Source organism: Thiofractor thiocamini, assembly GCF_055384375.1.
This window is the reverse complement of the sequence record NZ_AP042389.1, coordinates 1339357-1366251: the sequence shown is the minus strand read 5'-3', so window position 1 is coordinate 1366251 and position 26895 is coordinate 1339357. Positions and strand designations below refer to the sequence as shown.

26 protein-coding genes are annotated in these 26895 nt (G+C 33.4%); 25 read left to right on the top strand and 1 reads right to left on the bottom strand.

The window, feature by feature from the left end; all coding sequences use genetic code 11:
- Nucleotides 1-2 precede the first annotated feature (2 nt).
- The 11 genes from ACZ47B_RS06840 (at nucleotide 3) to hypF (ending at nucleotide 13453) form a co-directional block, all read left to right on the top strand.
- Entirely contained in the window at nucleotides 3-668 is a 666-nt protein-coding gene (locus ACZ47B_RS06840; protein ID WP_464893794.1) for a response regulator transcription factor, read from the top strand.
- Nucleotides 662-2044, top strand: coding sequence for a HAMP domain-containing sensor histidine kinase (locus tag ACZ47B_RS06835; RefSeq protein WP_464893793.1), 1383 nt, complete (start codon nucleotides 662-664; stop codon nucleotides 2042-2044). Before ACZ47B_RS06840 ends, ACZ47B_RS06835 begins: the two co-directional genes overlap by 7 nt.
- A gap of 82 nt (nucleotides 2045-2126) precedes the next feature.
- The gene (locus ACZ47B_RS06830; RefSeq protein WP_464893792.1) at nucleotides 2127-2717 is read left to right on the top strand and encodes a TetR/AcrR family transcriptional regulator; all 591 of its coding nucleotides are present in this window, start codon (nucleotides 2127-2129) and stop codon (nucleotides 2715-2717) included.
- 1 nt (nucleotide 2718) lies between these two features.
- On the top strand, nucleotides 2719-3591 hold the full coding sequence (locus tag ACZ47B_RS06825) for an NADH-quinone oxidoreductase subunit B family protein (protein WP_464893791.1): 873 nt from the start codon (nucleotides 2719-2721) through the stop codon (nucleotides 3589-3591).
- Entirely contained in the window at nucleotides 3588-4895 is a 1308-nt protein-coding gene (locus tag ACZ47B_RS06820; RefSeq protein ID WP_464893790.1) for a nickel-dependent hydrogenase large subunit, read from the top strand. Before ACZ47B_RS06825 ends, ACZ47B_RS06820 begins: the two co-directional genes overlap by 4 nt.
- Before the next feature lie 217 nt (nucleotides 4896-5112).
- A complete protein-coding gene (locus ACZ47B_RS06815; RefSeq protein ID WP_464893789.1) occupies nucleotides 5113-6270 on the top strand; it encodes a hydrogenase small subunit in 1158 nt (385 codons plus the stop codon).
- 13 nt (nucleotides 6271-6283) lie between these two features.
- The gene (locus ACZ47B_RS06810; protein ID WP_464893788.1) at nucleotides 6284-8020 is read left to right on the top strand and encodes a nickel-dependent hydrogenase large subunit; all 1737 of its coding nucleotides are present in this window, start codon (nucleotides 6284-6286) and stop codon (nucleotides 8018-8020) included.
- A gap of 11 nt (nucleotides 8021-8031) precedes the next feature.
- Entirely contained in the window at nucleotides 8032-8718 is a 687-nt protein-coding gene (gene cybH, locus ACZ47B_RS06805) for a Ni/Fe-hydrogenase, b-type cytochrome subunit (RefSeq protein ID WP_464893787.1), read from the top strand.
- Nucleotides 8719-8785: 67 nt separating this feature from the next.
- Complete coding sequence (locus ACZ47B_RS06800) at nucleotides 8786-9331, top strand: HyaD/HybD family hydrogenase maturation endopeptidase (protein WP_464893786.1); 546 nt, start codon at nucleotides 8786-8788, stop codon at nucleotides 9329-9331.
- Nucleotides 9328-11178 carry a hypothetical protein gene (locus ACZ47B_RS06795; RefSeq protein WP_464893785.1) on the top strand — a complete coding sequence of 617 codons (1851 nt, stop codon included), beginning with the start codon at nucleotides 9328-9330 and terminating at the stop codon, nucleotides 11176-11178. The genes ACZ47B_RS06800 and ACZ47B_RS06795 overlap by 4 nt, the downstream gene beginning before the upstream one ends.
- The gene (gene hypF / locus ACZ47B_RS06790; RefSeq protein WP_464893784.1) at nucleotides 11156-13453 is read left to right on the top strand and encodes a carbamoyltransferase HypF; all 2298 of its coding nucleotides are present in this window, start codon (nucleotides 11156-11158) and stop codon (nucleotides 13451-13453) included. The genes ACZ47B_RS06795 and hypF overlap by 23 nt, the downstream gene beginning before the upstream one ends.
- Here the strand turns inward: hypF and ACZ47B_RS06785 are convergent.
- Nucleotides 13423-14097: a transposase gene (locus ACZ47B_RS06785; RefSeq protein ID WP_464893783.1), complete on the bottom strand. Its 675-nt coding sequence runs from the start codon at nucleotides 14095-14097 to the stop codon at nucleotides 13423-13425. The two genes, hypF and ACZ47B_RS06785, sit on opposite strands and share 31 nt — an antisense overlap.
- A gap of 112 nt (nucleotides 14098-14209) precedes the next feature.
- Between ACZ47B_RS06785 and cbiM the strand changes: the two genes are divergently transcribed.
- From cbiM to ACZ47B_RS06715, 14 genes are all read left to right on the top strand, one after another.
- On the top strand, nucleotides 14210-14863 hold the full coding sequence (cbiM, locus tag ACZ47B_RS06780) for a cobalt transporter CbiM (protein ID WP_464893782.1): 654 nt from the start codon (nucleotides 14210-14212) through the stop codon (nucleotides 14861-14863).
- Complete coding sequence (locus tag ACZ47B_RS06775; RefSeq protein WP_464893781.1) at nucleotides 14853-15155, top strand: PDGLE domain-containing protein; 303 nt, start codon at nucleotides 14853-14855, stop codon at nucleotides 15153-15155. Before cbiM ends, ACZ47B_RS06775 begins: the two co-directional genes overlap by 11 nt.
- Nucleotides 15139-15678, top strand: coding sequence for a hypothetical protein (locus tag ACZ47B_RS06770; RefSeq protein WP_464893780.1), 540 nt, complete (start codon nucleotides 15139-15141; stop codon nucleotides 15676-15678). Before ACZ47B_RS06775 ends, ACZ47B_RS06770 begins: the two co-directional genes overlap by 17 nt.
- A complete protein-coding gene (locus ACZ47B_RS06765; protein WP_464893779.1) occupies nucleotides 15675-16427 on the top strand; it encodes an energy-coupling factor ABC transporter ATP-binding protein in 753 nt (250 codons plus the stop codon). The genes ACZ47B_RS06770 and ACZ47B_RS06765 overlap by 4 nt, the downstream gene beginning before the upstream one ends.
- Nucleotides 16428-16443: 16 nt before the next feature.
- Nucleotides 16444-17190 (top strand): hydrogenase nickel incorporation protein HypB, encoded by a 747-nt coding sequence (gene hypB / locus ACZ47B_RS06760; RefSeq protein WP_464893778.1) that lies wholly within the window; start codon nucleotides 16444-16446, stop codon nucleotides 17188-17190.
- Nucleotides 17190-17444, top strand: coding sequence for a HypC/HybG/HupF family hydrogenase formation chaperone (locus ACZ47B_RS06755; RefSeq protein WP_464893777.1), 255 nt, complete (start codon nucleotides 17190-17192; stop codon nucleotides 17442-17444). Before hypB ends, ACZ47B_RS06755 begins: the two co-directional genes overlap by 1 nt.
- Complete coding sequence (gene hypD, locus ACZ47B_RS06750) at nucleotides 17431-18555, top strand: hydrogenase formation protein HypD (protein ID WP_464893776.1); 1125 nt, start codon at nucleotides 17431-17433, stop codon at nucleotides 18553-18555. The genes ACZ47B_RS06755 and hypD overlap by 14 nt, the downstream gene beginning before the upstream one ends.
- Before the next feature lie 47 nt (nucleotides 18556-18602).
- Nucleotides 18603-19619 carry a hydrogenase expression/formation protein HypE gene (gene hypE / locus ACZ47B_RS06745; protein WP_464893775.1) on the top strand — a complete coding sequence of 339 codons (1017 nt, stop codon included), beginning with the start codon at nucleotides 18603-18605 and terminating at the stop codon, nucleotides 19617-19619.
- Entirely contained in the window at nucleotides 19619-20101 is a 483-nt protein-coding gene (locus ACZ47B_RS06740; RefSeq protein ID WP_464893774.1) for a DNA-deoxyinosine glycosylase, read from the top strand. The genes hypE and ACZ47B_RS06740 overlap by 1 nt, the downstream gene beginning before the upstream one ends.
- A complete protein-coding gene (gene hypA / locus ACZ47B_RS06735; RefSeq protein ID WP_464893773.1) occupies nucleotides 20094-20435 on the top strand; it encodes a hydrogenase maturation nickel metallochaperone HypA in 342 nt (113 codons plus the stop codon). Before ACZ47B_RS06740 ends, hypA begins: the two co-directional genes overlap by 8 nt.
- A gap of 70 nt (nucleotides 20436-20505) precedes the next feature.
- Entirely contained in the window at nucleotides 20506-21696 is a 1191-nt protein-coding gene (locus ACZ47B_RS06730; RefSeq protein ID WP_464893772.1) for an ATP-binding protein, read from the top strand.
- 249 nt (nucleotides 21697-21945) lie between these two features.
- On the top strand, nucleotides 21946-22800 hold the full coding sequence (locus ACZ47B_RS06725) for a DUF4007 family protein (RefSeq protein WP_464893771.1): 855 nt from the start codon (nucleotides 21946-21948) through the stop codon (nucleotides 22798-22800).
- Between the two features lie 11 nt (nucleotides 22801-22811).
- The gene (locus tag ACZ47B_RS06720) at nucleotides 22812-26045 is read left to right on the top strand and encodes a hypothetical protein (RefSeq protein ID WP_464893770.1); all 3234 of its coding nucleotides are present in this window, start codon (nucleotides 22812-22814) and stop codon (nucleotides 26043-26045) included.
- Entirely contained in the window at nucleotides 26038-26892 is an 855-nt protein-coding gene (locus tag ACZ47B_RS06715) for a phosphoadenosine phosphosulfate reductase domain-containing protein (protein ID WP_464893769.1), read from the top strand. The genes ACZ47B_RS06720 and ACZ47B_RS06715 overlap by 8 nt, the downstream gene beginning before the upstream one ends.
- Nucleotides 26893-26895: the final 3 nt, after the last annotated feature.

The window sequence follows — 26895 nt, the reverse complement described above, 5'->3', positions numbered from 1 at the left end:
TCATGCAAACCATACTTATCGTTGAAGATGAAGAGGATATACTTGAGCTTATAGAATATACTTTGCAGCAAGTTGGCTATGATGTCATAGGCTTAAAAGATACACAAAGAGTAAAAGATCTACTTGACGAAGAAAATATAGATCTTGTGCTTATGGATAGAAATCTTCCAAGTCAAGAAGGTTCTGTTTTTGTTAAAGAGATAAGAAAAGAGGGGTATAACAATCCTGTTATCTATGTAAGTGCCAAAGACAGTAGCGATGATATCATAGATGGATTTGACAGAGGTGGAGATGACTACATAACTAAACCTTTTAACCCTAAAGAGTTGATAGCTAGAGTAAAAGCTGTTATAAAAAGAGTAAGAAAAGAGAGTGAAATTTTAAAGTTTAGAGATATCGTTTATGATGTTCAGTCAAACAGGATAGAGATAAATGATAATGAGATCCAACTCAGCAAACTTGAAAAAAGACTTTTGCTCGAATTTTTAAAAAATCAAGACAGGATCTTAAGTAGAGAGGAGTTGCTTGAAAGTGTTTGGGCAGATAACTCAGGCAAACAGGTAAAAACCGTAAATGTTGCTATAAAAAGATTAAAAGAGAAAATCGATCCGGAACAAGATAAAAATTATATAAGAGCTATAAGGGGAGAGGGCTACATACTTTGCTGAAACTCCATCAGATATATATCAAAAAACTGCTTATCCCTTTTGTGATACTCATGCTTGTTGTCGGTGGAGTTGTTTACTATTCTATCAAAGATATATATATCACTCAGATAAAAGATGGGTTACTTTCAGATATCAATATCATTTCACTAAATCTAAAAAAAGAGAAAAACTTAGATAATTATGCCAAAAAGATAAAAAAAGTAGATCATATAAGAGTAACTTTTATCAGAGATGACGGTTTGGTGCCTGGAGAGTCCGATAAAGATAAAAAGACGATGGATAACCACAGGCTTAGACCGGAAGTTGTAGAAGCGAGAAAAACCGGATATGGAAGTAGCATAAGGCATTCTCATACAGTTGATAAAGATTTGCTTTATGTGGCAAAGAGATATGATTTAGGCGGAAAAACTATCTATATAAGAGTTGCAAAAGAGGTTAAAAAGATATATAGACATATATTTTATCTTGGTTTGAAAGTAGGGGCTGTTTTAGCACTCTTTTTTATCATGATATTTTATAGCACTTACAAACTTAGCAAACAGGTTGCAAAAGAGGTGGATAAAATCACAAGATTTTTGGTAAATTTATCCAAAAAGAAAAAAACAACCTATATAAACTCAGATTTTTCCAAAGAATTTCATGACATAACAGCTCTTTTGACCAAAGTTTCACTCGTACTTGCAAAAAGAGATAAACAAAAAGCAAAATATACACGAAAATTAAAAGAAGCAAACAGGCAAAAAGATGAAATCCTATCAGCAATCAGTCATGAATTCAAAAATCCTATAACGGTTATCAACGGATACTCTCAAACACTTTTGGAAGATAAAGATATAAATGAAGCTATAAGAGAGAGATTCTTACAAAAAATCCACTCAAACGGTAAAAGACTATCAGATCTTATAAATACGCTAAGACTAGCTTTGAAGCTTGATAATGATAGTATAAAATTAACCTTTGAAAAGTGCAATGTTTATGAGATAGCCCAAGAAGCCATAGAATCTTTAAAACAGTTTTATAAAGATAGAGATATAGTGTTAAACGGTGATAAAGAAGTGGAAGTTGAAGCAGATAAAGTCTTACTTGGTGTTGCTATAACAAACCTGGTTGAAAATGCTCTTAAATACTCTGAAGATAAAGTTGAAGTCATAGTTAAAAAAGATAGCATTACCGTAAAAGACAGTGGTGTAGGCATAGATGAAAAAGAGATAAAAAATATAACCAAAAAGTTTTACAGAGTTTCCAAAAATCACTGGAACAATTCTCTTGGTCTTGGACTTTCCATAGTTTCAAATATCACTAATCTTCACAACTTCAAGCTTGAAATACAAAGTACAAAAGATGCAGGTTCGGAATTTGCCATAAAATTCTCATAAAATGAATGAATATTTACTATCTTAATAATAATAATATTATTTTTTTAATATAATTTTGTAAATTATATTAAAAGGATTCGTAGTGGCTTTTTTGAAAAAAGAGGAAAAAAAGATAGGCATTATGGAAGCTTCTTTAAAACTTTTTTCTTCCAAAGGTTTTTACAATACCACGATACCGGATATTGCAAAATCCCTAGGTATGAGTGTGGGCAATATGTATAACTACTTCAAATCAAAAGAAGCCCTGGCCATGGCTATCATGCAGTACACTTCCGATATATTAGGTGAAAAGATAAAAGAGATCAATCAAAAAGATGTAAGCGTTTATGAAAAGATAAAGCTCATAACTACTATGTATTTTGATATCGCTAACAAAAGACCTGAAATGATAGAGTATTTTCTGAGGGTTTATCTTTCAAACAGGGATGTTTTCAAAGAAGGGTGTGAGGGGATGATATGTGTGAGTGCGTTTGTAACGGAGATCATGATATTTTTTGAAGAGGGTGTTAGAAGCGGGGAGCTTAGAGATCAGGATTTTTTCAGTGCATTTGGTCTTTTTATGGGATATCTTGGCGGAATGGTATTTTTAAAAGGTGAAAATGTTTTGGAAAAACCTTTGGAAGAGTATATAGAGGATATAAGTAAAAATATATATCTTGCTTTAAAGGCATAGCGTGCATAAAAAAACTATCCTTTGGATCCAGGGGATTACCTGTAACGGCAATACACAGTCATTTTTAAACTATCCCAGGCTCGAGATATTTGTAAAAGAGTATGAATTCTTGTATCATCCATATCTTAAAAGTACCCTTGATGTAAATGAAGCTTTGAATTATACGAAAAAGATAGATTTTTTGATAATCGAGGGAGCAATTTCAAAAGATTTTATTAGAGCGGGAGAGCCGTTTTATAAAAAAGTAAAAACTTTATGCAAAAATGCAAAGTACATTATCGCTGTCGGAACTTGCGCAACTTACGGAGGTATTTTTAAAGAAAAAGATCCCAAAAATATAACCGGGGTCGTATATGACAAAGAAGAAACCAATGGTTTTTTAAATGAATTTAAAAAGAAAGTTTTCAATCTGCCCGGCTGCCCGGCTCATCCGGAATGGTTAGCCTATACCATAGAAACTCTTGCAAATCAACATAAGCTCATAGTAGATGAATTTAGTAGACCAAAAGAGATATACGGTTATCTAACTCATCACGGATGCACTAGAAATGAATACTTTGAATGGAAAGTGGATGCCAAGAATTTTGGTGAAAAAGAGGGTTGTCTTTTTTACATTCAAGGATGCAGAGCACCTGTAACACACGGAAGTTGCAATAAAATCCTATGGAATGAAGTAAGCTCAAAAACCAGATCAGGCAGTCCCTGTTTCGGATGTACCGAAAGTTCTTTTCCAAGAAATAAAATGTTTGAAACCAAAACCTTTATGTCTATTCCCGCCGATTTGCCGACAGGAGTTTCCAAAAGAGCATATCTGACAGTTACGGGAATAGCTAAAACTTTTCATATAAAAAGATTGAAAGAGAAATTGATATGAGTTTGAGTGTTACTAAAGAGATTATTGAAAAGATTGAAGGTGAAGCACAGCTTGAACTTGAATGGCAAAACGGAAAAGTCAAGAATAGTAAAGTAAAATTTTTCAGTTACAGAGGAATGGAAGAGATCATACAAGGCAGACATCCGCTTGATGCGCTTGTTTTAACCCCTAGAGTTTGTGGTATATGCGGTCATGCACAACTGATGGCGACGGTTCATGCTTTGGAAGATGTTTATCGAAACTGTGGCATAAAACTCGAACTAAGCCAGAAAGCTAAAGCATTAAGAGATTTGACTTTGGATTGCGAAATCATACAAAATCATTTGAAGTGGTATTTTTTTATAATCCTTCCTATTTTATATAGATTTGAAGGGAAAATTTTTCCAAAAGATAAAACTTTTAAAGCTTTGAATGCGGCGGTCAAAGCCAACAAGATCATAGCTACTTTTGCGGGACAGTGGCCTCATAACTCATATATGATCCCGGGCGGTGTTGTGTGTGATCCTACTTATGTAGAAGTTTACCAGGCAAAAAGCTATATAGATGAAGTTATATCATTTTTTGAAGAAGAGATTGTAAAAAGTGATATTGAAAGTATCATACACATGAAAAATATGAAAGATTTGCTTCAAAATGACGGATTTTTAAAAGAAAGTATCGAAATCATGCAAAGTAACGACCTTTCTCACCTTGGAAAATCACATGATAGATTTATAGCTTTTGGTGAAAATTCTATATTTGAAAGAGGCAAAGCTATAAAAACCGTTGCAAAAGGTGTGCATCAAAGATATATCAAAGAAGAGAGTTTGGATTTTACATATGCTAAAAATGTTACTTACAATGGTAAGTTTTATGAAGTCGGACCACTTGCAAGAGCTATGATAGCTTCAAATCCGCTAGCCAAAAGTCTTCATAGGGCTTACAAAGATTCTGTACTAAACAGGATAATTTTAAAAGTAATGGAGATAGCATATCTGGCATATCAGGTAAGAGAAACATTGCAAAGTATCGATATAAGTGAAAAGTCGTTTATCAAGCCAAAGGTAAAAATAGAGACTCTAGAGAGCGAGGGAGACGGTTTTACCGAAGCTGCAAGAGGTTCTCTTTACCATAGTATAAAGGTGAAAGAAGGAAAGATAGAATTTTACAATATCATAACTCCTACTCAGTGGAATTTAGGGAATGCTACCAAAGAAGATGAACTATCCACGATCTCGCAGGCATTAAAGGGTCTTAAAAATGAAAATGAGATCAGCCTGATTTTTAGAAGTTTTGATGAATGCTCCGTTTGTACTACACATTAGACTGTTGTCTACTGACAAATATATAGTGACAAATCAAATACCTATCTCTTAAATCCAAATTTTGCATTGAAAATAACAAAATTCGTGATAAAAAAGTAACAAATTTATTTTGCATAAAAGAATGATAAATTTTTTTAATTAAATATACAATTTTAAACAAAATATAAGTATGAATGAACTATCATTCTATAAATGAATATTCAATAAGGAGGCAGGCATGCATAAAAGAGATGAGTCGCTAAAAAAAATTTTTAGCCAAAGGCTTAAAAAGCTTGAAGAGTTGCCACAAATTGATGAAAATAAATCAATTTCATCAATTTTGGATGAAGAGGGTATAAGCAGAAGGGATTTTATGAAGTGGGCAGGTGCTATGACAGCATTTTTAGGACTCTCTTCTACTTTCACCCCTACTGTTGCAAAAGCTGCAAAACTTGCGGATAGATTGCCGGTTATTTGGCTTCATATGGCAGAATGTACAGGATGCAGTGAGAGTTTGATAAGAACAGCTACACCGACGATAGATAGTTTGATATTTGATTATATATCTCTTGATTATCATGAAACCATTATGGCAGCTGCCGGATGGCAGGCAGAAGAAAACCTTGAAAATTCGATCAAGAAATATAAGGGAAGGTATATCATGATGACTGAAGGTGGTATTCCAACCGGTAACGGCGGTAACTTTTTGACCATCGGCGGACACGGAAAAACAGGAGAGGATATAGTAAGAGATACAGCCGAAGGCGCAGCAGCTATATTTGCTATAGGAACATGTTCAAGCTTTGGAGGTATCCAAGCAGCCAATCCAAATCCTACAAGTGCCATGCCTCTTAGCAAAGTGATAAACAAACCGGTTATAAATGTTCCCGGATGTCCTCCGAGTGCAAAAAATATAGTGGGAACTCTGCTTCATTTCATACTTTTTGGAACTCTCCCCGCACTTGATGCTTTCAATCGTCCAAAATGGGCATACGGTCATAGGATACATGATCTTTGCTATAGAAGAGGTCATTTTGATGCAGGAGAATTTGTCGAACAATTCGGCGATGAAAATGCGAAAAACGGTTACTGTCTTTATAAAGTAGGCTGTAAAGGTCCCTATACATTCAACAATTGCGGAACCCAAAGATTCAATCAGCATACTTCCTGGCCTATTCAGGCAGGACACGGTTGCATAGGGTGCAGTGAGCCTGATTTTTGGGATACAATGGGACCTTATGAAGAGCCCGTGGCTGATCATTTGTACGAAAGTGTATTTGGCGGACTTGGAGCAGATGCGACCGCAGATAAGATTGGAGCTGGACTTTTGACTGTTACAGCCATAGGCATAGCAGCGCATGCCGCAATCTCAACAGTTAAAAAACCAAAAGAATAATCAAGGAGAAGAAATGGCAACAAAAAGAGTAGTAGTTGACCCGATAACAAGGATAGAAGGACACTTAAGAGCCGAAGTGGTAGTGGATGATAATAATGTAGTAAAAGAGGCTTATGTAGGTTCTACTTTATGGAGAGGACTTGAGGTTATAGCAAAAGGTAGGGATCCTAGAGATGTACCTTTCATGATGCAAAGGATTTGTGGTGTTTGTACATATTCACACTATCTAAAAAGTACGATGGCGGTTGAAGATGCACTTGGTATCAAGCCTCCTTTAAATGCTGAACTTACTAGAACACTCATGAATGCGGCTTTGTTTTTGCATGATCACCCTGTTCATTTCTACCAACTTCATGGAGTTGATTGGGTTGATATAGTTTCAGCTTTAAGTGCTGATCCCAAAAAAGCAAGTGAACTTGCTTTTAAATACAGTGACAATCCGATAGCAACAGGTGAAAATGACTTAAAAGCAGTTCAAGAAAGAGTGGCAAAATTTGCCAAGTCTCCGTCAGGTTTAGGACCGTTTGCAAATGCTTACTGGGGACATAAAACTTATCATTTTACACCAGAACAAAACCTTATAGCACTTTCACATTATCTAAAAACACTTGAAATGCAAAGAATAGCAGCTCAAATGCTGGCGATTTTCGGTGGAAAACAACCACATCCTCAGAGCTTGACCGTCGGTGGTGTAACTTGTGTTATGGATCTTTTAAACCCCGCAAGACTAGGTGAGTATATGGTCAAATTCCAGGAAATGGCAAATTTTGTAAACAATGCTTACTATGCTGACTTGTTGATGGCAGCGGAAGCTTATGCAAAAGAGCCGTCAGTTACCCAAAAAGCCGGAATCGGTGATTTTATGGCTTATAGGGATTTTAAAGTCGGTAGAGGTGATTATATATTTAGCAGCGGGTTTATAACTGATTATGACTTGAGTAAAGTTTATGATATGAAAGAGGAGCTAATAACTGAAGAGGCAACTCACGCATGGTATAAAGATGATGAACCTTTGCAACCTTACAATGGAAAAACAAACCCCAACTATACAGGGCTTGTTGAAGGTAAAAGTGTAGGAAGTGACGGAAATCCTGTAGATAGTAAACTCTTTAATGAAAAAGAGAAATACAGTTGGATAAAAGCACCAAGATATGACGGAAAACCTATGGAGGTAGGACCTTTGGCATGTATGCTTGTCAACTATGCAAGAGGAAACAAAAGAGTGGTTCCCGTTGTCAATGAGTTTTTGAAGAAAACAGGCTTACCTGCCGCCGCATTGTTTACAACACTCGGAAGAACCGCGGCTAGAATGCTTCAAACAAAGATAGTCGCTGACAATGCGCTAACTGCTTTTCATAATTTGGTAGAAAATTTAAAAGTTGACCAGGAAACTTGTACTCCATATCAGATAGACAAAAACAAAGAGTATAAAGGTCTAGGTATCGGTGACGTGCCAAGAGGTATGCTAAGTCACTGGGTTAGGATAAAAAATGGTGTTATTGAAAATTATCAAGCCGTCGTTCCTAGTACTTGGAATGCAAGTCCTATGGATGCAAAAGGTCAGCACGGACCTTATGAGGCAAATCTCATAGGCTTAAAAATCCAGGATTTAACCAAACCTCTTGAAATCATAAGAATCATCCACTCATTTGATCCTTGTATCGCATGTGCGGTGCATGTGATGGATACCAAAGGAAATGAACTTGGTGCTTATAAAGTTGATCCGTTATATGGCGGATGTAGTGTATAAAAGGAGATAACATGTCTGAAACTAATAACACACAATGTTTGGAGAGAGAGGTAGAATTTACCTCCTCTTATAGATGGCAACATTGGCTAAGAGCTATATCTATAGTGATTTTGATTGCTACTGGATTTTATATAGCGGTTCCGTATCTTGCTCCTACGCCACATCCGACACCGACAGGTTTTTTGCAGGATTATATAAGAGCTTTTCATCTGTTTTTCGGATTTTTGCTTATAGCTGTTGTGCTTTTCAAAAGCTATCTTTTTTTATTTGTCAAAGATAACAGTGGTGAGAGAAAATCACTTCTTGATCTTGTAAATCCGGCAGTTTGGGCAAAACAGATAGGATACTACCTGTTTATCTCAAAACACCCCAAACTAAAAGGCACATACAACCCGGTACAGTTCGCAGCTTATATAGGATTTTATCTTATGATATTTGGTATCATTTTGACAGGACTTATGCTTTATGTGCAAGTTTATCATGAAGGATTGGCTGGATTTTTATATGCACCGATGATGAAATTGACCGCATTGGTCGGAGGACTTGCAGTCGTGAGACAAATCCATCATATATTGACATGGGGTATCATACTTTTTGTTACGGTTCATGTTTATATGGCGATCTTCAATGCCATCTATGGTAAAGAGGGTTCTATGGACGCGATATTTAGCGGACTTAAATGGCACAGTAAACACTAAAAAAGCGGGGAAACCCGCTTTTTTGTAATAAATCCAAAATTTTTAAATTTTCCATAGGGGCTTTAGAATGAAGATATTGATCTTAGGTATAGGCAATGTGCTTTTTGGAGATGAGGGCGTAGGGGCGCATATGGCTCACTACCTGGAAAACAATTATGAATTTGTTAGCGATAAACACACAGTTGATATAGTCGATGGCGGTACTTTGGCTCAAAGGCTCATACCTGTTATAGTGGAGTATGACTTGGTTATTGTCATGGACTGTGTCAATGTAAAAGGTGGCAACATAGGAGATGTGTACTTTTTTGACTATAGCCGTATTCCTTCCTATATAACTTGGCAGGGAAGTGCACATGAAGTCGAAATGTTGCAAACTTTACAAATGATAGAGATGTACGGGGATTTGCCTACAACAAAAATTGTAGGTGTAATCCCCTATGTCATTGGTGAGGATTCTACATTTAACATGACTGATGAAGTTATAAAAGCAAGTGGGTTGATGACGAAAATCATACTTGAAGAATTGCAAAAACATGGTATAAAACCTATAAAGAAAAATAGTATCTCCATAGAAGAGATAGCAAAAAGAAGTTTTTTAGAAGGTGTTAAATGATACTTAGATTTGGATTTAAATATGTTTCTACTTCATTGGTTTATGAAAAGATACTTTTAAGAACATTGAAAGAATCTAAACTTCAAGGCAAACTAGAGAAAAATGGTTCATCTGTCTTTTTGTATGTTGCGGGAAATGAAAAAGAACTTGAAAATTTTGCCAAGCAATTAAGTGAAGAATTGCCACACTCTTTATTTTTAAAAGACAATAGTGTTGAAGTTGTAGAAAATATGCCTTCAAGTGATTATGTCTTGCCTGATTATCCTAAGAGAGAATTGCCGTTTTGTCCTAAATGTCATAAAGAAGCCTTAAGAGAGAATGACCCCTTTGTAAAGTGTGAAGTTTGCGGTTATGATGTGCAAAAAAGTGAGATAATTTATAAAAATTTTGCAAAAGAGATAAAAGGTAACAACGGAGTAATCTTTGAAAATCTTGCAAATGCGATCAAAAACGGAGCTGTTGTAAAGATTAAGACATTTAACGGATATAGAAAAATCGCATTACCGAATGAAAGAAATATGAAAAATTTTGCAAGTAATTTTAAACTTATTTTTTCTGATTTACAAAGTGCCAATGAACTTTTTCCTCTAAAAAAGGGCGAAGTTTTAGCGTTGGGTAGTTTTGAAAAGCCATATCTTAATCTATCTATCACCAAAGAACTACTTGTCAAATATCCTTTTTTTGATAAAAATAACCACATAGATGTAAAGCTCAGTGATGATCTCCTTTTGGAATTGATAATGCATTATTTGAAAAAAACAGGAGTAAAATCTATCCTCATCGGTAAAGTGGATGAGAGTGATAAATTCAATATATCGCTAGATTTTGAGGGAGAAGTTAACATAAAGAACGATTTGAAAGTTATCGTACTTGATGATGGCAATATACTGCTTAGTGAAGGAGATAGAACACTTTTACCGAAAGTCAATCAAAATTTTTCACCACTTCCTATAAAAGCATATTCAAGAAATTATGTAAGCATCAATACCGATAAATACATCGTAACTTACAATAAGTCCAAAAAACTTCCACAATTGGTAAATACTTTTTATCTCCAAGATGAGCAATCAAGTAGTAAAACATATGAAGCCGCACATGGTGCTTTTTACTCAAATATTGCTGAAAATGGATTGTTTGATAAAGTTGTAAGCGGTGTTTATCTCAGTAAAGAAAACAGCGATAAAGTTATGATATACTCCAAAAAATTCGGACTTGTTGATTATCTTGGGTTTGGTTATGACTATCCCAAAAGTGTGAAAGAGCTTTTGGATTTGATAAGCGAAGAAGATGAAACTTCAAAAAAACTTGTTACTAACTATAGAGTAAAATTTCCTGAAGTAGATGGAAGAGAGTTTGAGTTTGATAAGATGGGAGATATCTATACACTTTGGGGAATTATCGGGATAATTTTAGGATTTTATGAGGGTAAAGATATCAAATCTTCAGCAAAGAGATTGTATGATTTTGCTTATTCCTTCAAAGGGCAAAAGGGTCCGAGAATTGATTATAAACTTATAAGGGATGGTGAGAAAGTTAGACTTGATACGCTAAAGGCTTTAAAAACCTCTATGAGTTTCAAGCTTGCCGGATTAGATGCTCCAACTTTGTGTTTTGGAGTAATGGAGAGTTGCGCGGAATTTGTTTCAAACCTTATGGATGAGATAAACGGTGATTATGAGATGGATGGAATTTGTATGACCGGTTCACTCTTTTCGATGGAGAATTTTGCCAATAAATTTTACACCATAACAAATAAAAACTATACCGTTTATAGTAATCTTGAATTTACTCTAGATGATATAAACTTAGGATACGGGATCATAAGTGGGCTTACAAAAGAGATATAGATATAAGTTTGAAGGCATAGTGCAAGGTGTAGGTTTTAGACCTTTTGTTTATAAACTTGCACTAAAGTACGGTATAAACGGCTTTGTAAATAACTCAAGCGAAGGAGTGTATCTTGAGATCGAGGCGACAAAGAGTGTTGCGGATGATTTCATAAAGGAGTTTTTTGATACCCTGCCTCCTTTGGCAAAGATAGATAAAACAGTAAAAAAGGAGATACCCCTTAAAAACGATACGGGTTTTGAAATTGTTGAGAGTGAAAATACAAATGTCAAATTTGCTTCTATTTCCCCTGATATTGCGATATGTGAAGAGTGTTTGCAAGAGTTGAAAAATCCTAAAGACAGAAGGCATGACTACTTTTTGACAAACTGTACAAACTGTGGACCTAGATATACTATCATAAAGAAAGTACCATATGACAGGGTAAATACTTCTATGGATAATTTTAAAATGTGTGCCGAGTGTGAGAGCGAGTATAAAAATCCACTTGATAGAAGATACCATGCTCAGCCTATCTCCTGCCACAGTTGCGGACCAAGGGCAAAATTTTATAAAACATACACAAAAGAGCTTTTAAAATGCGATATGGACGCTATCAAACTATGTGCAAAAAGTATAAAAAGAGGCAATATTGTAGCAGTAAAAGGAATGGGAGGATTTCATATAGTCTGTAGTGCAACTTCTCCAAAAAGCGTAAAACTGCTAAGAAAAAGAAAAAGAAGACCATCCAAGCCTTTTGCGGTGATGTTCAAAGATATAAATGAGGTAAAAAAAGCTGCTCATCTTACAAAAAAAGAGGAAGAGCTGATCCTAAGTAAAGAAAAACCCATAGTCATAGTAAAAAAGAAAGAACCTCATAAATTAAGAAAGAGAGAGCTTCCCATAACTTCCTTTGTAGCTCCCGGGATCGACAGGATAGGGGTTTTCCTACCTTATACTCCTTTACATCATTTACTCTTCGAGTATCTTGAATGTCCTTTGGTAGCGACAAGCGCAAACTTGAGTGATGAACCTATCATAAGAGATAAAGATGAGCTTTGTGAAAAGCTTGGAAATGTGGTTGATTTTGTTCTTGATTTTGACAGAGACATTGTAAATGCCTGTGATGACAGCGTGGTTCAAGCCATAGAAGATAAAAAAGAGACTCTAAGGCTTGCAAGAGGCTATGCACCAAGGTATCAAAAACTTGACTTCAAGCTTGATAAAAAGATACTCTGTGTCGGTGCTAATCAAAAAGATACTATAACTTTGGCATATGAGGATATACTTGTAACATCTCCACATATAGGGGATTTGAACAGTATAGAAGCTATGGAGTACTTTAAAAGAACCATCGAAACTTTTAAAAGATTCTATGATTTTGAACCAAATGTCATAGTGTGTGACAAACATCCGGGATATGAGACAACCAAATGGACTAAACAATTAAAAATGAAAAATGAAAAATTAAAAATTTGTGAAGTGCAACATCATTATGCTCATATACTTTCAGCTATGGCTGAGTTTGATTTGAAAGAGAAAGTTCTTGGCTTTGCTTGGGATGGGACAGGATATGGAGATGACGGGACTATCTGGGGCGGAGAAGTGTTTGTTTGTGATGAAAAAAGTTATGAAAGGGTTTTTTCATTTGAGCCTTTTAAGCTTATAGGCGGGGATAAAGCCGTAAAAGAGCCAAAAAGAGTAGCGCTTAGTTATCTTTTTGATCATTTTTCTTTGGATGAAGTTTTGAAATTGAAGTTACCTGCTGTAAAAAACTTCACTCAAAGAGAGATAAAGAATTTTTATAAAATTTGGCAAAATACTACACTGAAAACCGGCTCTGTCGGAAGGATTTTTGATATGTTTGCAAGTCTTGGCGACATACTTCAAATAAGTGGGTATGAGGGAGAGAGTGGTCTGAAGATAGAGTCTTTTTATGATACAAACATAAAAACTGGTTTTAAGTACCACCTACAAGACGCTCTGATAGATTTATCGCCCTCCTTGGAAGAAATTTTAAAAATATCAAAAGAAAATGTAAATGCAAACATCAAAAAAACTCAAATCTCCTCAATGCTTATAAATACTTTATCAAATATCATAGTTGACATATCAAAAAGATACAATTTGCCTGTTGTTCTTGGGGGAGGTGTTTTTCAAAACAGAACACTTTTAAGTAAAACCGTAAATATGTTGGAAAAATTAAATAAAAAAGTCTATTTTCAACAAGATACCCTTATCAATGACGGAGGTATATCACTGGGTCAGGCATGGTGGGGCATACATAATTTATAAAGTATTTTACCGCAATCAATCATACTGTAGTTGTATCTAAACTCTATCTCTTTTAAATAAAAAAAGAAATTTCTGCTTTTTATGCCTTTGAATTTTATGATTTGATTCTCGAAGAAATCCCAAAACTTGGTTATATTGTTTTGTCGGTTTTTTAAATTTGATACCCTGTGCCATTTTAAATATTTGGAAAATTCCTTATAGTATGTATCATCAAGATTGTCTTCTAAAAAACTCTCTTTAAATCTTGAAAGTTCAGGTAAAAGCATATTGTAAATCTTGCCGTTATCATAATCAAATGTCAAAAAATTTTTTGCATCAAAGATATATCTTTTGTCTCTTCTTTTTCTTCTTTCAAGATAAATATACTCATCATACTCATTTACTGATGTTTTGTTTTCAAATTTTTTATCTTCATAAGAGATTATCTTGTGCCTGTAAAGCATAAATTTTTTTTGTACGGTTGTATAAGTAAAACCGGATTCTTTAGATGCCTGTAATGCGCTTAATCCTTTGCAAAACAGTGTGATTATGTTTTTCTCTCTTTCAACTTTAAAAGGAGAAAACTTCCTTTTGCATTTTGCACACTTAAAATACCCGTTTTGTAACTCATATAGATTTGCCGAAGAACAATATATACATTTCATTTTTTTATTCTATCATATTTGGTTCCAAAAATATATAAGAAACGATAGATTTAATAACAAAATTATTTAAAATATGTAAAATATGAATGAAAATTCATTTTAAGGAGTGAAGATGCATATACCTGACGGCTATCTTTCACCTGAGACTGTTATAGCTACATATGCCATAGCTGTGCCTTTGTGGATTTATGGATTTAAAAAACTTAAAAAAACACTCAACGAAGAGACATTGCCATTGATAGGAGTATTGTCTGCTATGAGTTTTATTATAATGATGTTCAATATCCCGATCCCCGGAGCCACGAGTGGGCATGCGGTAGGTGCTGTTATCATAGCGATACTTTTTGATCCTTGGATAGCTTTTGTATCGGTTTCTTTGGTTTTGTTGATACAGGCGGTTATCTTTGGCGACGGCGGCATAACGACTTATGCGGCAAATGCGTTATCTATGGCATTTGTAGGAGCATTTGTGGGTTATTATATCTTTAATTTATTGAAAAAATTCAAATTTGCTCCGTTTGTAGCGGGGTGGAGCGGTATAGTTTGTTCATCTGTTTTGACATCTATATTTTTAGGTGTTCAGCCTCTATTTTGGAGTGAAAACGGTCATCCGCTTTATTTCCCGTTTGATTTGAAAACTACTTTTGTGGCACTTGTCGGTTCACATATGCTTTTTTTCGGTGTTGCAGAGGGTATCTTCACTATGCTTGTTTACTCTTATATGAAACAAAAAAAAGAGATAAAAGGGGTTAGCTGTGAAAGATAAAAAAGGGTTGTTTTATATATTTTTATTGATGGTATCACTGGTTCCTTTGGGGCTACTCACCGATGCTTCGGCATGGGGAGAGTGGGATAATGCATATTATCAAAAGATACTCGGCTTTATCCCTGAGGGCATAAAAAATGCAAAATCCATAAATGCTTTTATAAGTGATTACAGTGTAAAGGGTCTAAGTGATATAGCAGGGTACTATATATCCGCTATAGTAGGAGCGGTATTGATTTTTGGGATATTTTATATCATAACCAAGGTGAAAAAAGATGCAAAATCTCACTAGGATACTTTTTTTAACTTTTTTATTTGCCTTACTTTTGATAAAAAGCATAAAAGTTTTACTCTTTGTTATCCCTTTTTTATGGATAGTTTCATACAAAGAGATGATCAAACTCAATAAAAAAGTTTTAAAATCTATCGTTTTATTTAACCTTGGTATATCTTTGGGGTATGTTGTGATGGGATATGTAAAAGGCATAAATGTATGGGAATATTTGCTTTACATCAATCTTAAAGTTTATGCTTTGAGTTATTTTGTTACACTGTTTTTTCATAAAGTAGATATGGTACGCTTTTTTTCTTTTTCAAAAAGTTTGAGTTTTTTACTAAGCATTTCCCTTTCTCAAATCATATCTTATAAAAAAACTTTTGAGGATTTTAAGTACGCTTTTAGAGCGAGAGTTATAAAAAAATTGAAACAAAGAGAAAAGAATTTTATCACAACCGTTTTTGGGTTTTTCTTTGAAAAAGCCATGAGTGATGCGAAAGAGAGAACATTGGCCATGAAAGCAAGGGGAGCTTTTTGATACGATTAGAAGATATTGAGTTTTTTTATGAAGATAGAAAAGTTCTTGATAAAGTCAGTCTTGAGTTGAAAGCAGATGAAAAAGTTGCACTTCTCGGGTGTAACGGTAGCGGGAAATCAACACTTCTGAGAATTCTTTCTGGGCTTTACTTTGCTGATATCGGGGAGTATGGATTTGAAGATAAAAAGATAACAAAAAAAGAGATAGATAAAAGTTTTAGGAAAAAAGTTGGCATTTTGTTTCAAAATCCTGAAAGTATGATATTTAATCCTACAGTATATGATGAGATATCTTTTTCTTTGAAAGAGTTTGACATGGATAGGGTAGATGACAGGGTAAAAAGCATAGCAAAAAAGTTCGGTATAGAAAAACTGCTTGATAAAAATCCGCTTTTTTTAAGTGGCGGTGAGAAGCAAAAGGTTATGCTGGCTTCTATATTGGTATATGAGCCTGAAGTTCTTTTTTTGGATGAGCCTACAGCCTCAATGGATCCAAAAACAAGTGGCTGGTTTATAGATATGATTTTAGATATAGACAAATGTGTGCTTATAGCTACTCATGATCTCTCTTTGGCTTATGAGATAAGCGATAGGGCGATAGTGATAGATGAAGAGCACAAAAAGATATATGATGGGGATATAGAAAAACTTTATGGCGATTTGGAGACTTTGCAAAAAGCAAATCTCATACATAAGCATAAACATAAGCATAAAGATTTCAGTCATTCCCATTATCACAAACATTTTTAATCGAAAAGGAGTTTATATGTGTGCAGATTGCGGATGTAGTATAACCGAGCATGAGCATGAACATCATCATGAGCATTCCCATGATGAGATACTTTCAAATCCACAGCTAAATGATACAAAAACCGTTGAGGTTATCAAAAAGATACTGGATAAAAACGATCATGAAGCCGATCACAACAGGGCTCATTTTGATAAGAACGGAGTTCTTGCTATAAACTTGATGAGTAGTCCGGGCAGCGGCAAGACTACTTTGCTTGAATACTTAAGCGAAGTGGCTGATTTTAAATTTGGCGTGGTTGAGGGGGATTTGGAGACAAACAGGGATGCTGATAGGCTAAAAGCAAAGGGGGTACCCTCTGAGCAGATACAAACCGGATCAGCTTGTCATCTTGATGCTTTTATGGTACATAAGGGACTTCACCATTTGCCGTTAAAAGAGCTTGATGTTTGTTTTGTGGAAAATGTAGGCAATCTTGTCTGCCCCGCAAGCTATGATGTAGGAACACACTTAAATATAGTCTTGGTTTCCATCCCCGAGGGTGAGAGCAAAGTAGAAAAATATCCCGTGATGTTTAGAAAAGCAGACCTTGTGCTTTTTACGAAAACAGACTTACTGCCATATTTTGAATATGACATGGAAAAAGAGAAAGAAGCGGCAAGAAAATTAAAACCAAATGTTGATATACTTGAAGTCAGCACCAAAGATATGGAATCACTAAAAAGAGTGGCAAATTGGATAAAATTTAAAATGGAGATGAGATAATGTGCCTTTCAATTCCGAGTAAAATTGAGCATATAGACAAAGACAATGTCGCTACCGTTGATACAATGGGAGTTAAAAGAAAGGTCAGTCTTGACTTGATAGATGAACCTGTCGAAGTTGGTGATTTTGTTCTTATCCATGTGGGATTTGCCATGAACAAGATAGACAAAGAAAGAGCACTTGACAGTCTCGAGCTTTATAAAGAGATAGTTCAAAAGTTGGAAGAAGAGGATAGGGCAAATGAGCAAACTTGAGCTTAAAAATCTATATGATGATTTTAGAAATGCCAAAACTATCAAATCTTTGGCAAAAGAGATAGAAAAAGAGGCAAAGAAAATCGATAAAGATATCAATATCATGGAAGTTTGTGGCGGTCATACGCATACTATCATGAAGTATGGGCTGCTTCAACTTTTGCCAAAAAATATAGACTTCATACATGGTCCGGGATGTCCTGTGTGCGTGATGCCAAAAGAGAGGATAGATCATGCTTATATCTTAAGTCAGCAAGAGGATGTGATACTCGTAACTTTGGGTGATATGATAAAGGTACCGGGAAGTCACGGGAGTTTGCAAGATGCAAGAGCAAACGGGGCTGATGTTAGATTTGTTTACTCTCCTTTGGATGCTGTGAAAATCGCCAAAGAAAATCCTGATAAAAAAGTTATATTTTATGCCATAGGATTTGAGACAACTACTCCTATGAGTGCGGCTCTGCTTGATACGGTTATAAAGCAGGATATAAAAAATCTTTTTTTTCATATAAACCACGTCGTAGTTCCTGAGCCTATGAAAGTTTTACTTGATGATAAAGAGTGCAGGATAAATGCTTTTATAGGACCAAGTCATGTGAGCGTGATAACCGGAAGTAAAATCTATGATGAATTTCCAAGAGAATATGGTACACCTGTAGTTGTAAGCGGGTTTGAGCCTGTCGATGTGATGCAGGGAATTTTGATGATAGTCAAACAATTCAATGAAAACAGATGTGAAGTTGAAAATGAGTATGGCAGAGCAGTTTCAAAAGAGGGAAATTTAACCGCTCAGAAACTTGTCGATAAGTATTTTACAAAAAGAGATCATTTTAGATGGAGAGGCATAGGGGATATAGAAAAAAGTGCATTGAAACTAAAAGATAAATACGAAAGATATGATGCTGAAAAGATTTACGCTGATGTGCTGCCGGATAAAAAGATAGATGACCACAAACTTTGCTTGTGCGGAGAGATTTTAAAAGGCAAGGCAAAACCCATGGATTGTAAAGTCTTTGGAAAAGCCTGCAAGCCCAACTCTCCTCTTGGAAGTTGTATGGTAAGCAGCGAAGGAGCATGTGCGGCATACTATAAGTATGGGAACCTTTTATAATTAACAATTAACAATTAAAAATTAAAAATTAAAAGTTGAGGGATTTTATGCAAGATAAAGTAACATTGGCTATGGGAAACGGCGGGGAAGAGAACAATAAGCTCATAAGGGATATTTTTTATGATGCTTTTGGCAATGAAATACTTGACAAGAGTGAAGATGCGGCAATTTTGCAATTGAAAATGAAAAATGAAAAATTGGCAATGAATGTTGCTATGAGCACGGATAGTTTTACCGTTTCACCTCTTTTTTTTCCGGGATCTGATATAGGAAAACTTAGCATCTGTGGGACTTGCAATGATCTTTCTATGATGGGTGCAAAGCCTAAGTATTTGACGCTCGGGATGATCATAGAAGAGGGTTTTTTGATGGATGATTTGAAAAAAATCGTACGATCTATGAAAAAAGAGCTTGAAGTAAACGGTGCTGTTGTCGTAAGCGGTGATACAAAGGTGATGCCAAAAGATACGATAGATAAGATACTTATCAATACAACAGGTATAGGTGAAGTTTTAGCGGACGGTATAAGCTCAAACTCTATCACAACAGATGATGTCATACTGGTAAGTAGGGACATAGGATGTCATGGGGCTACTATATTTGCCGCAAGGGAGGGCATAGAACTTGAAAGTGAGTTAAAAAGCGACTGTACTTCTTTATACCCCGTAGTAAAAGAGTTGATAAAAGCAGATGTCAAGATAACAGCCCTTAGGGACGCGACAAGAGGCGGAGTAGCAGCGGTACTAAATGAGTGGGCAAAGCAGTCTAAAGTCTGTATAGAAGTTGAAGAAGAAAAGATACCGGTAAGCGATGAGGTAAACGGCATATGTGAAATGCTTGGATTTGAGCCGTCTATGCTGGCAAATGAGGGAACATTTTTGATAGCGCTTCCAAAAAACGAAGCAAAAAAAGCTTTGGAAATCTTAAAAAAATTCAATTCCAATGCCGCTTATATCGCTGAAGTAACCGACAAGTATGATAAAAAAGTAGTTTTACATTCATCTTGGGGAACAAAAAGATTCCTTGAGAGCCCTACGGGCGAATTGTTGCCAAGGATTTGTTGATGAGGCATTATGCTCATCCGTTTGAGCCTATAGCTGATGAAAATTCAAGATTTCTCATCCTTGGTAGTTTTCCGTCATTTGATTCGTTTGAAAAAAGTTTTTACTATGCAAATAAGCATAATCAATTTTGGAAAATCATGGGAGATATTTTTAAAACTGAGTTAAGAACCAAAAAAGATAAGACAGACTTGATGCTAAAAAATCATATAGCCTTGTGGGATATGGTAAAAAGTTGCAAAAGAGATAGTTCACTTGATAGTAGGCTTAAAGATATAGAGTTAAACGATATAGCGGAATTTTTAAACAAACATCCAAATATCAAAAAAATCGGCTGTAACGGTAGAAAAAGTTATGATCTGTTGATAAAAAACTTTAAAGATTTGAAAATTGATATAGTATATCTGACTTCAACTTCACCCGCAAATGCAAGAGTGAGCTATGATGAAAAGTTAAAAATTTACAAGGAATTTTTAAATGCATGAGTACAGTATAGTCCAAGCACTTTTAGGGCAGTGCGAAGAACAGGCAAAAGTAAACAATGCAAAAAAGATAACAAAAGTTACCGTCAAGATAGGTATCCTAAGCGGGGTTGAAACGGATCTTTTAAAAAGTGCCTTTGAAACTTTCAAAGAGGGAACCGTTTGCGATCATGCTCAATTTATAGCCAATTTACAGCCTATTATAGTGAAGTGTCTTGACTGTGAGAAAGAGAACATTTTAGAAAAGTATGAATACATCTGCCCAAATTGCAAAAGCCAAAACCTTCAAGTCATAGACGGAGAGGATATGTACCTCATGAGCTTAGAGATGGAGTAAATATCACTATTTAATCATCTTATTAATCATTTTATGATAAAATACAATCAATGCATTGATTGGAGATGAAATGATAAATCAACTTGTCAAATATTCAGCCATAAAATTATCTCAGAAGTTACCTTCTTATAAAAGATTTTTATTTGAAAAGATTGATTTTGGTGCAAAACTTATCGGGCTTATAGGAGCAAGAGGAGCGGGTAAAACCACTTTGGTTTTACAATATTTAAAAGAGTTAAGTTTAAATGCGGATGAATATCTATATATCAGTTGCGACCATCCCCTTATCGCCTCTAAAACACTTTTTGAGATAGCAGAGGAGTTCTATAAATATGGCGGTAAAGTTTTAGTCATAGATGAGATACATAAAAAAGATAATTTTTGTATAGATTTAAAAAATATATATGATTTTTTTGATTTGCAAGTGGTATTTACGGGATCTTCGGCAATATCTTTAGAAGAGTGTCAAAGTGATTTAAGTAGGAGAGCTTTAGTATATCGTTTACCTATCTTAAGTTTTAGAGAATTTTTAGAGCTAAAGTTAGATACTCATTTTGATAGCTATGATTTGAATGATTTGTTGTCTAATCATCTTAATATCTCAGCAGATATAATTTCAAAAATCAAACCGCTAAAATACTATAATGAGTATATCAAATATGGCGCATATCCGTTTTTTTTAGAAGGAGTATCAAGTTACTTTCAAAGATTGGTAGAAATTATCAATGAAACTCTTGCTTTTGATATAGCTACTATCTATAAAGTACCGCTTGCAAATATAGATGCTTTAAAAAGGCTATTGGAGATCATATGCCGTTCACACCCTTATGAGATAAATTATGAAGCTATTTCCAAGATAGCCGGTATCTCAAAAAATACTCTAAAGCAATATATTGCTTATCTTAACAAAGCAAATCTCATAAGCTCTATAGGCGGAACAGTTAGAGGAAACTCATATATAAAAAAACCTGATAAGCTTTATCTTAACAATACAAATCTTTTTGAGGTTTTATGTGAAAAAAAAGAAATAGGCACTATTAGAGAGACTTTTTTTAACTCTCAATTAAGATTTAAGCATAAATTGCATTATCCTAAAACCGGAGATTTTTTAGTAGATGAAAAGTATATCTTCGAAATCGGCGGTAAAAATAAAGGATATAGCCAGATAAAAGATATAGAAAACTCTTTTGTTGTAGCTGACGATACAGAGATAGGCTTTGGTAACAGAATCCCGCTTTGGTTGTTTGGATTTTTGTATTGAAAATTATAAAAATATTATGGGTAATTATAACTAATAAGCTGATGTTACGCAAAATTTGTTCACGGTGCTAATTTCCCTTCCAGGACACTACAAATTAGTTAAAATCACAAACGCAAGCGCCCTTTCAGGGTTGAGTGTGATTTTTTTAACGCTAATTTTCCGTTTAAATTAGCAATGCTCACAAATCTTGTGTAACATCAGTATTAAGCTTGAAATAATTAAGTATTTTTATAACAAAGGAATATATAAATGAAGAAAATTACAGTATCATTTTCGGGTCATGATAAATTTGAATGTAAAATAGATTGGATTACAAAAGGGTTAAATGCTTTTTCAAAAAATAAATCTTTATTTAATCAATCTAATGTTGAAGAAAGTATTGAAACTTTGGGACTTGGTATTAATATGATTAAATCTTTAAATCATTGGATGAAGATTCTAGGGTTGATAGATAAGTCTAATTTGACAGAGTTAGGTAAAATTATTTTAGAAAAGGATCCTTATCTTGAAAATAGTGATACTCTTTGGATGCTACATTGGAATATAGTAAAAAGTCAAGAAAAAGCTACTTTATATAATCTTTTTTTTAATACTATTTATCCCCATAAATTTACAAGAGAAAATATATGTAATCAGATTATTGTATGGTTAGAGAATAATTGTGTAAAATTATCTCAAACAACGATTAAATCAGATATTGATGTCTTTATAAGGATGTATAAAAGTAATGATTCTAAAGATATAAATTTAAATCTATTTTCGGAGTTGAAATTAATTACAGAACAAACCCCCGGTATTTATACACTTAATATTAATACCGCAACGGATATTTCGGATAATGCTTTTGTTTATATCCTAACAGATTATATTGATACCAATAATAATTTTTCATCGGAATCTATCTCTATGGATGACATACAAAGAGGCAAATTAAGCTTACAAAAGAGTCTGTGTATAGGGGAAAGCACCCTTTATAATAAAATACACAGATTAGAACAATTAACAGATGGTAAGCTTTCGTATTCTGAAGCTTCCGGAATGCGACAAATTTATATGAATAATTTACTGAATAAAACTGATCTAATACATAGAATCTATAAATAAAGGATATAGAGGTGTTTTTATACAAAAACGAAATTACTTTAAATAATAAGTTTAATAAATCAACCAATATCATATTGGATCAAGAAGATTGTGAGCACTACATTCTTACACAATCGACTAAAAATACATTAAATACATTTTTTACAATCAATTATCATAACTCTCTTGCGCTTATAGGTCCTTTTGGAAGTGGAAAATCTTCACTTATGCTTTATTTAAATACCTTACTTTCAGATAACGAAAATAACAAAAAGTGTATAGGAATTCTAAAAGAAAATGATTTTGAACTTTATGAAAAATATAAAATTTTTATAAGAGGAAAGAATTTTCTAAAAATTAAGATAGTAGGTGAACATAGTTCATTCAAAGAAAAATTTAAAGAAGCAATTACAAAAGAACCTGCTTTTAAAAAGACAATCAAATATCTTAAAGAAGACAATACTTTCCATATCAGTAAAGCTCTTGATCTAATCGATGCAGATCTTGAAAAAAGTTCTTATACAGATATACTATTTTCTATAGATGAATTTGGTAAGTTTATTGAGTTTGGGCTGCAAGATACAAAAGAGAATGATATCTTTGATCTTCAAACATTAGCAGAACATGCAAATAAGAGAGATAACTACAAGCTAATTATTTCATTGCATAAAGCATTTGGAGAATATGGAAACTCACAAATAACTTATACGGATTGGGACAAGATACAAGGTAGATTTGAAAATATCCTCTTTAAGGATGACTATTACGAAATGCTTAATATTTTTAAGGAAACTATAGCCCAGCAAAATACAACGCCAATAAAAGAAGCTCAAAAGATTATACATCATATTTGTGATACATCTATTTTAAATGAAAATAGTAGCAATTTAAATCTATTCTTAAAAATAGCTCCTATTCATCCTTTTGCAGCTATTACTATTTCAGAGATATTTACAAAACATTTTCAAAATCAACGTTCAGTTTTCTCTTTTCTATTTTCAGTTGAGCCTTATGCTTTTCAAAATTTTATAAATACCGAAAGAGAAACTTATAGTCTCTATTCACTTAATGAACTTTTTGATTATATATCATATCTCCTCAAAGTCTATACTATACTTTTGCCAGATCAAGAAGTGTGGTATATCGCTGAACATAAACTAAAAGATCCTACATTACAAAATGAGATTAAAAGAGCATTAATAAAGACTATTGCTCTTATTCATAGTTTTAAGCTTACAAGCACACTAAAAACCGATAGAAACACCCTCATACTTTCTTTGGTGGATCAATATGATAAAGCGAAAATAGAGAGAGCCATTCATGAATTGATTAGTGATAATATCCTCATTTTCCAAGAGCAATCTCAGGCTTATTCTCTTATAGAAAATTCAAATATTAACATCAATAAAGAACTAAAAAATAGGATGGAAAAGAATAGTAATATTAATATTGAAGAAAAGATTAACCTATTTATTCAAGATAAATATATTATTGCAAAACGATACTTTAGTGAATATGGAAGTAAAAAACAATTTGAAAAAATATATGTAGGACAAGACAAAAAGCAATTTAAAATTCCATATAAAATATTTTTTTCAAATATTAACGAATCTAAACTTATTAAGTTGAGTCAGGAGAATAAACATTCTCTCTTTATTTTTTTAGAAAACATAGAGAGATTAGAGTATTTGATAAAGAAGATAGAAGCCTTTCATGACATTAAATCCGAATTTAGTATGCTTCTAAGCTTACATACAAAAGAGATCCTTCAAACTATGATTAGTGATGCCACAATATCATTAGAAAAACTATTTAATGATAGTCACAAAAATAGTAAAATATATTATGTTGGAAAAATATATGAATATAGTTCCAAAGCATTGCAAGAACTTATAAGTATTATTGCAAAAGATACATTTCCTGATGCACCAAAAATCAATAACTACACTTTAAATCATACGATTGCAAATAAAGGTATCAATACTACAATTATAAAAAAATTGTTTGAAGCTATGTTAGAACATGAAGATAAAGCTTATTTTGGTATAGAAAAGTTTCCAGCACAAAAGGCACTCTATTTATCTGTAATTAGACCTGCCGGTATGCATAAAGAAAAAAAAGATGGTAGTTGGAGTTTATCAGATCCAGATAAGTTAAATTTTGTCCCAATATGGAAAAAGATAAAAAAGAAACTATCAAAGAAAATTCATTTGACTACATTGGTAACAATATTGCAAAAAGAGCCTTTTGGACTTAATGAAGTCTCTGCTATGTTTGTTATCTCTCTGTATATATTAGTTCATAGAGAAGAAATGCATATTATTAGCGATAATACATACAAATACACTTTAACACTTGATCTTTTAATGCATATGTGGAAAGCAACAGAGAAATATCAGTTACAACATATTATGCTAAACAAAAATGAAGAAAATTTATTTAAAGCTTATGTTCAAATTACTACAGATTTGACAGAATATTCCTACAGCACAAATAAGGTAGCTTCTATTGTTAAAACATTATACAGTAAGTTTACTCTCTTGCCTCACTATGCTAAAAATACACAAAAAATTTCTAAGGAAGCAAAAGCTCTTAGAAGTGCTCTTGTCTCAATGAAAGATCCAAAAGAAGCATTTTTTAAGCAATTCCCCCAAGCTTTAGGCTATAAAAATATTGAAAATATTTCTAATGATGAATTTATAAAAAAATTTAAAATGGCATTTAATGAAATAGCTCTATCTTATAAAAAAGAGATAATAGAGTTAGAGCAATATTTTGCAAAGATTTTTCATTTTAATCATATGTTTTTTCCTTTTGGGGACAATCTTGTCAAGCTTTCAAAAAAAATATCTTCTATTGAAGGCTTAGATATCGAGATAAAAGCGATAATAAGAAGCTTTAACTATGCAAATGATTTTATATCGCTTATTGATAATATATCAGTAATTTTAATAAATAAAAAAATAGAAGATTGCTATGATAATGATATTAATATTTTAAAAGATAAACTTAAAATAGTAGCCAATAAAATTTTAGCTAAGTTAGAACTTGCAGATATTGCTACAGATACACAAGATGTTCGAAAGGTTTCATTATCTTCTTTTGAAAAGAGTTTAGATAGAATAGTGTCTGTTGATAAACGAAAATTAGGTATAATTGATGATGAGATAAAAAAGGTTCAAAAAGTAATATCTAATGTTTTTACAAAAGAGGAAAGGTTATATTTGATTACACAATTATTGAATGAAGAGTTAAACGATGAGTAAAGAGTTGCATGTTTTATCTATTTCAGGTGGAAAAGATAGTGCAGCCTTAGCTGTATATCTAAAAGAAAAATATCCAAATAGAGAGTTTAAATATCTTTTTTTTGATACAGAAGAAGAGTTAAAAGATACTTATGACTATCTCAATAAAATACAATCAATTTTAAACATTAATATAGAATATAAAAAACCAAAAAAATCTTTTCAAGAATTACTTTTAGCTAGTAACGGATATTTACCATCACCAACTGAGCGATGGTGCACAAGAGAGATGAAAATAAAAACTTTTTTAGACACAATGAAGGAGTATAAAGATTATAAAATTTATAATTATGTAGGTATCCGAGCTGATGAAAATAGAGATGGATTAGTTCCAACCGAAGATAATATCACAACAGTTATGCCTTTTAAAGAAGATGGTATTACATTAAACGATGTCAAAAGAATCTTACACGACTCTGGTATAGGGCTACCTGCTTACTATGATGTGGTCAAAGATGAAAAGTATGATATTGAGTATTTTAGAAGCCGTTCAGGGTGCTACTTCTGCTTTTTTATGCGTCAAATAGAATGGGTATGGCTCTATGAGAAACATCCTGAACAATTCAAAAAAGCTATGGAGTTTGAAAAATCAGGCTACACTTGGATTAAAGATATGCCCCTTTCGGAACTTATAAAACCTGAAAATATAGATAAAATTAAAAAATCATATAAAAGACAAGAAGAGTTAAAGAAAAAAAGACCTATCAAAAATGGAACAATGCTTGAAGAGATGGATTTTATCTCAGAGCATGATCAAATGATAGCAAATATTGAGAAAGATAAACTTTGTACGATGTGTACACTCTAAAAG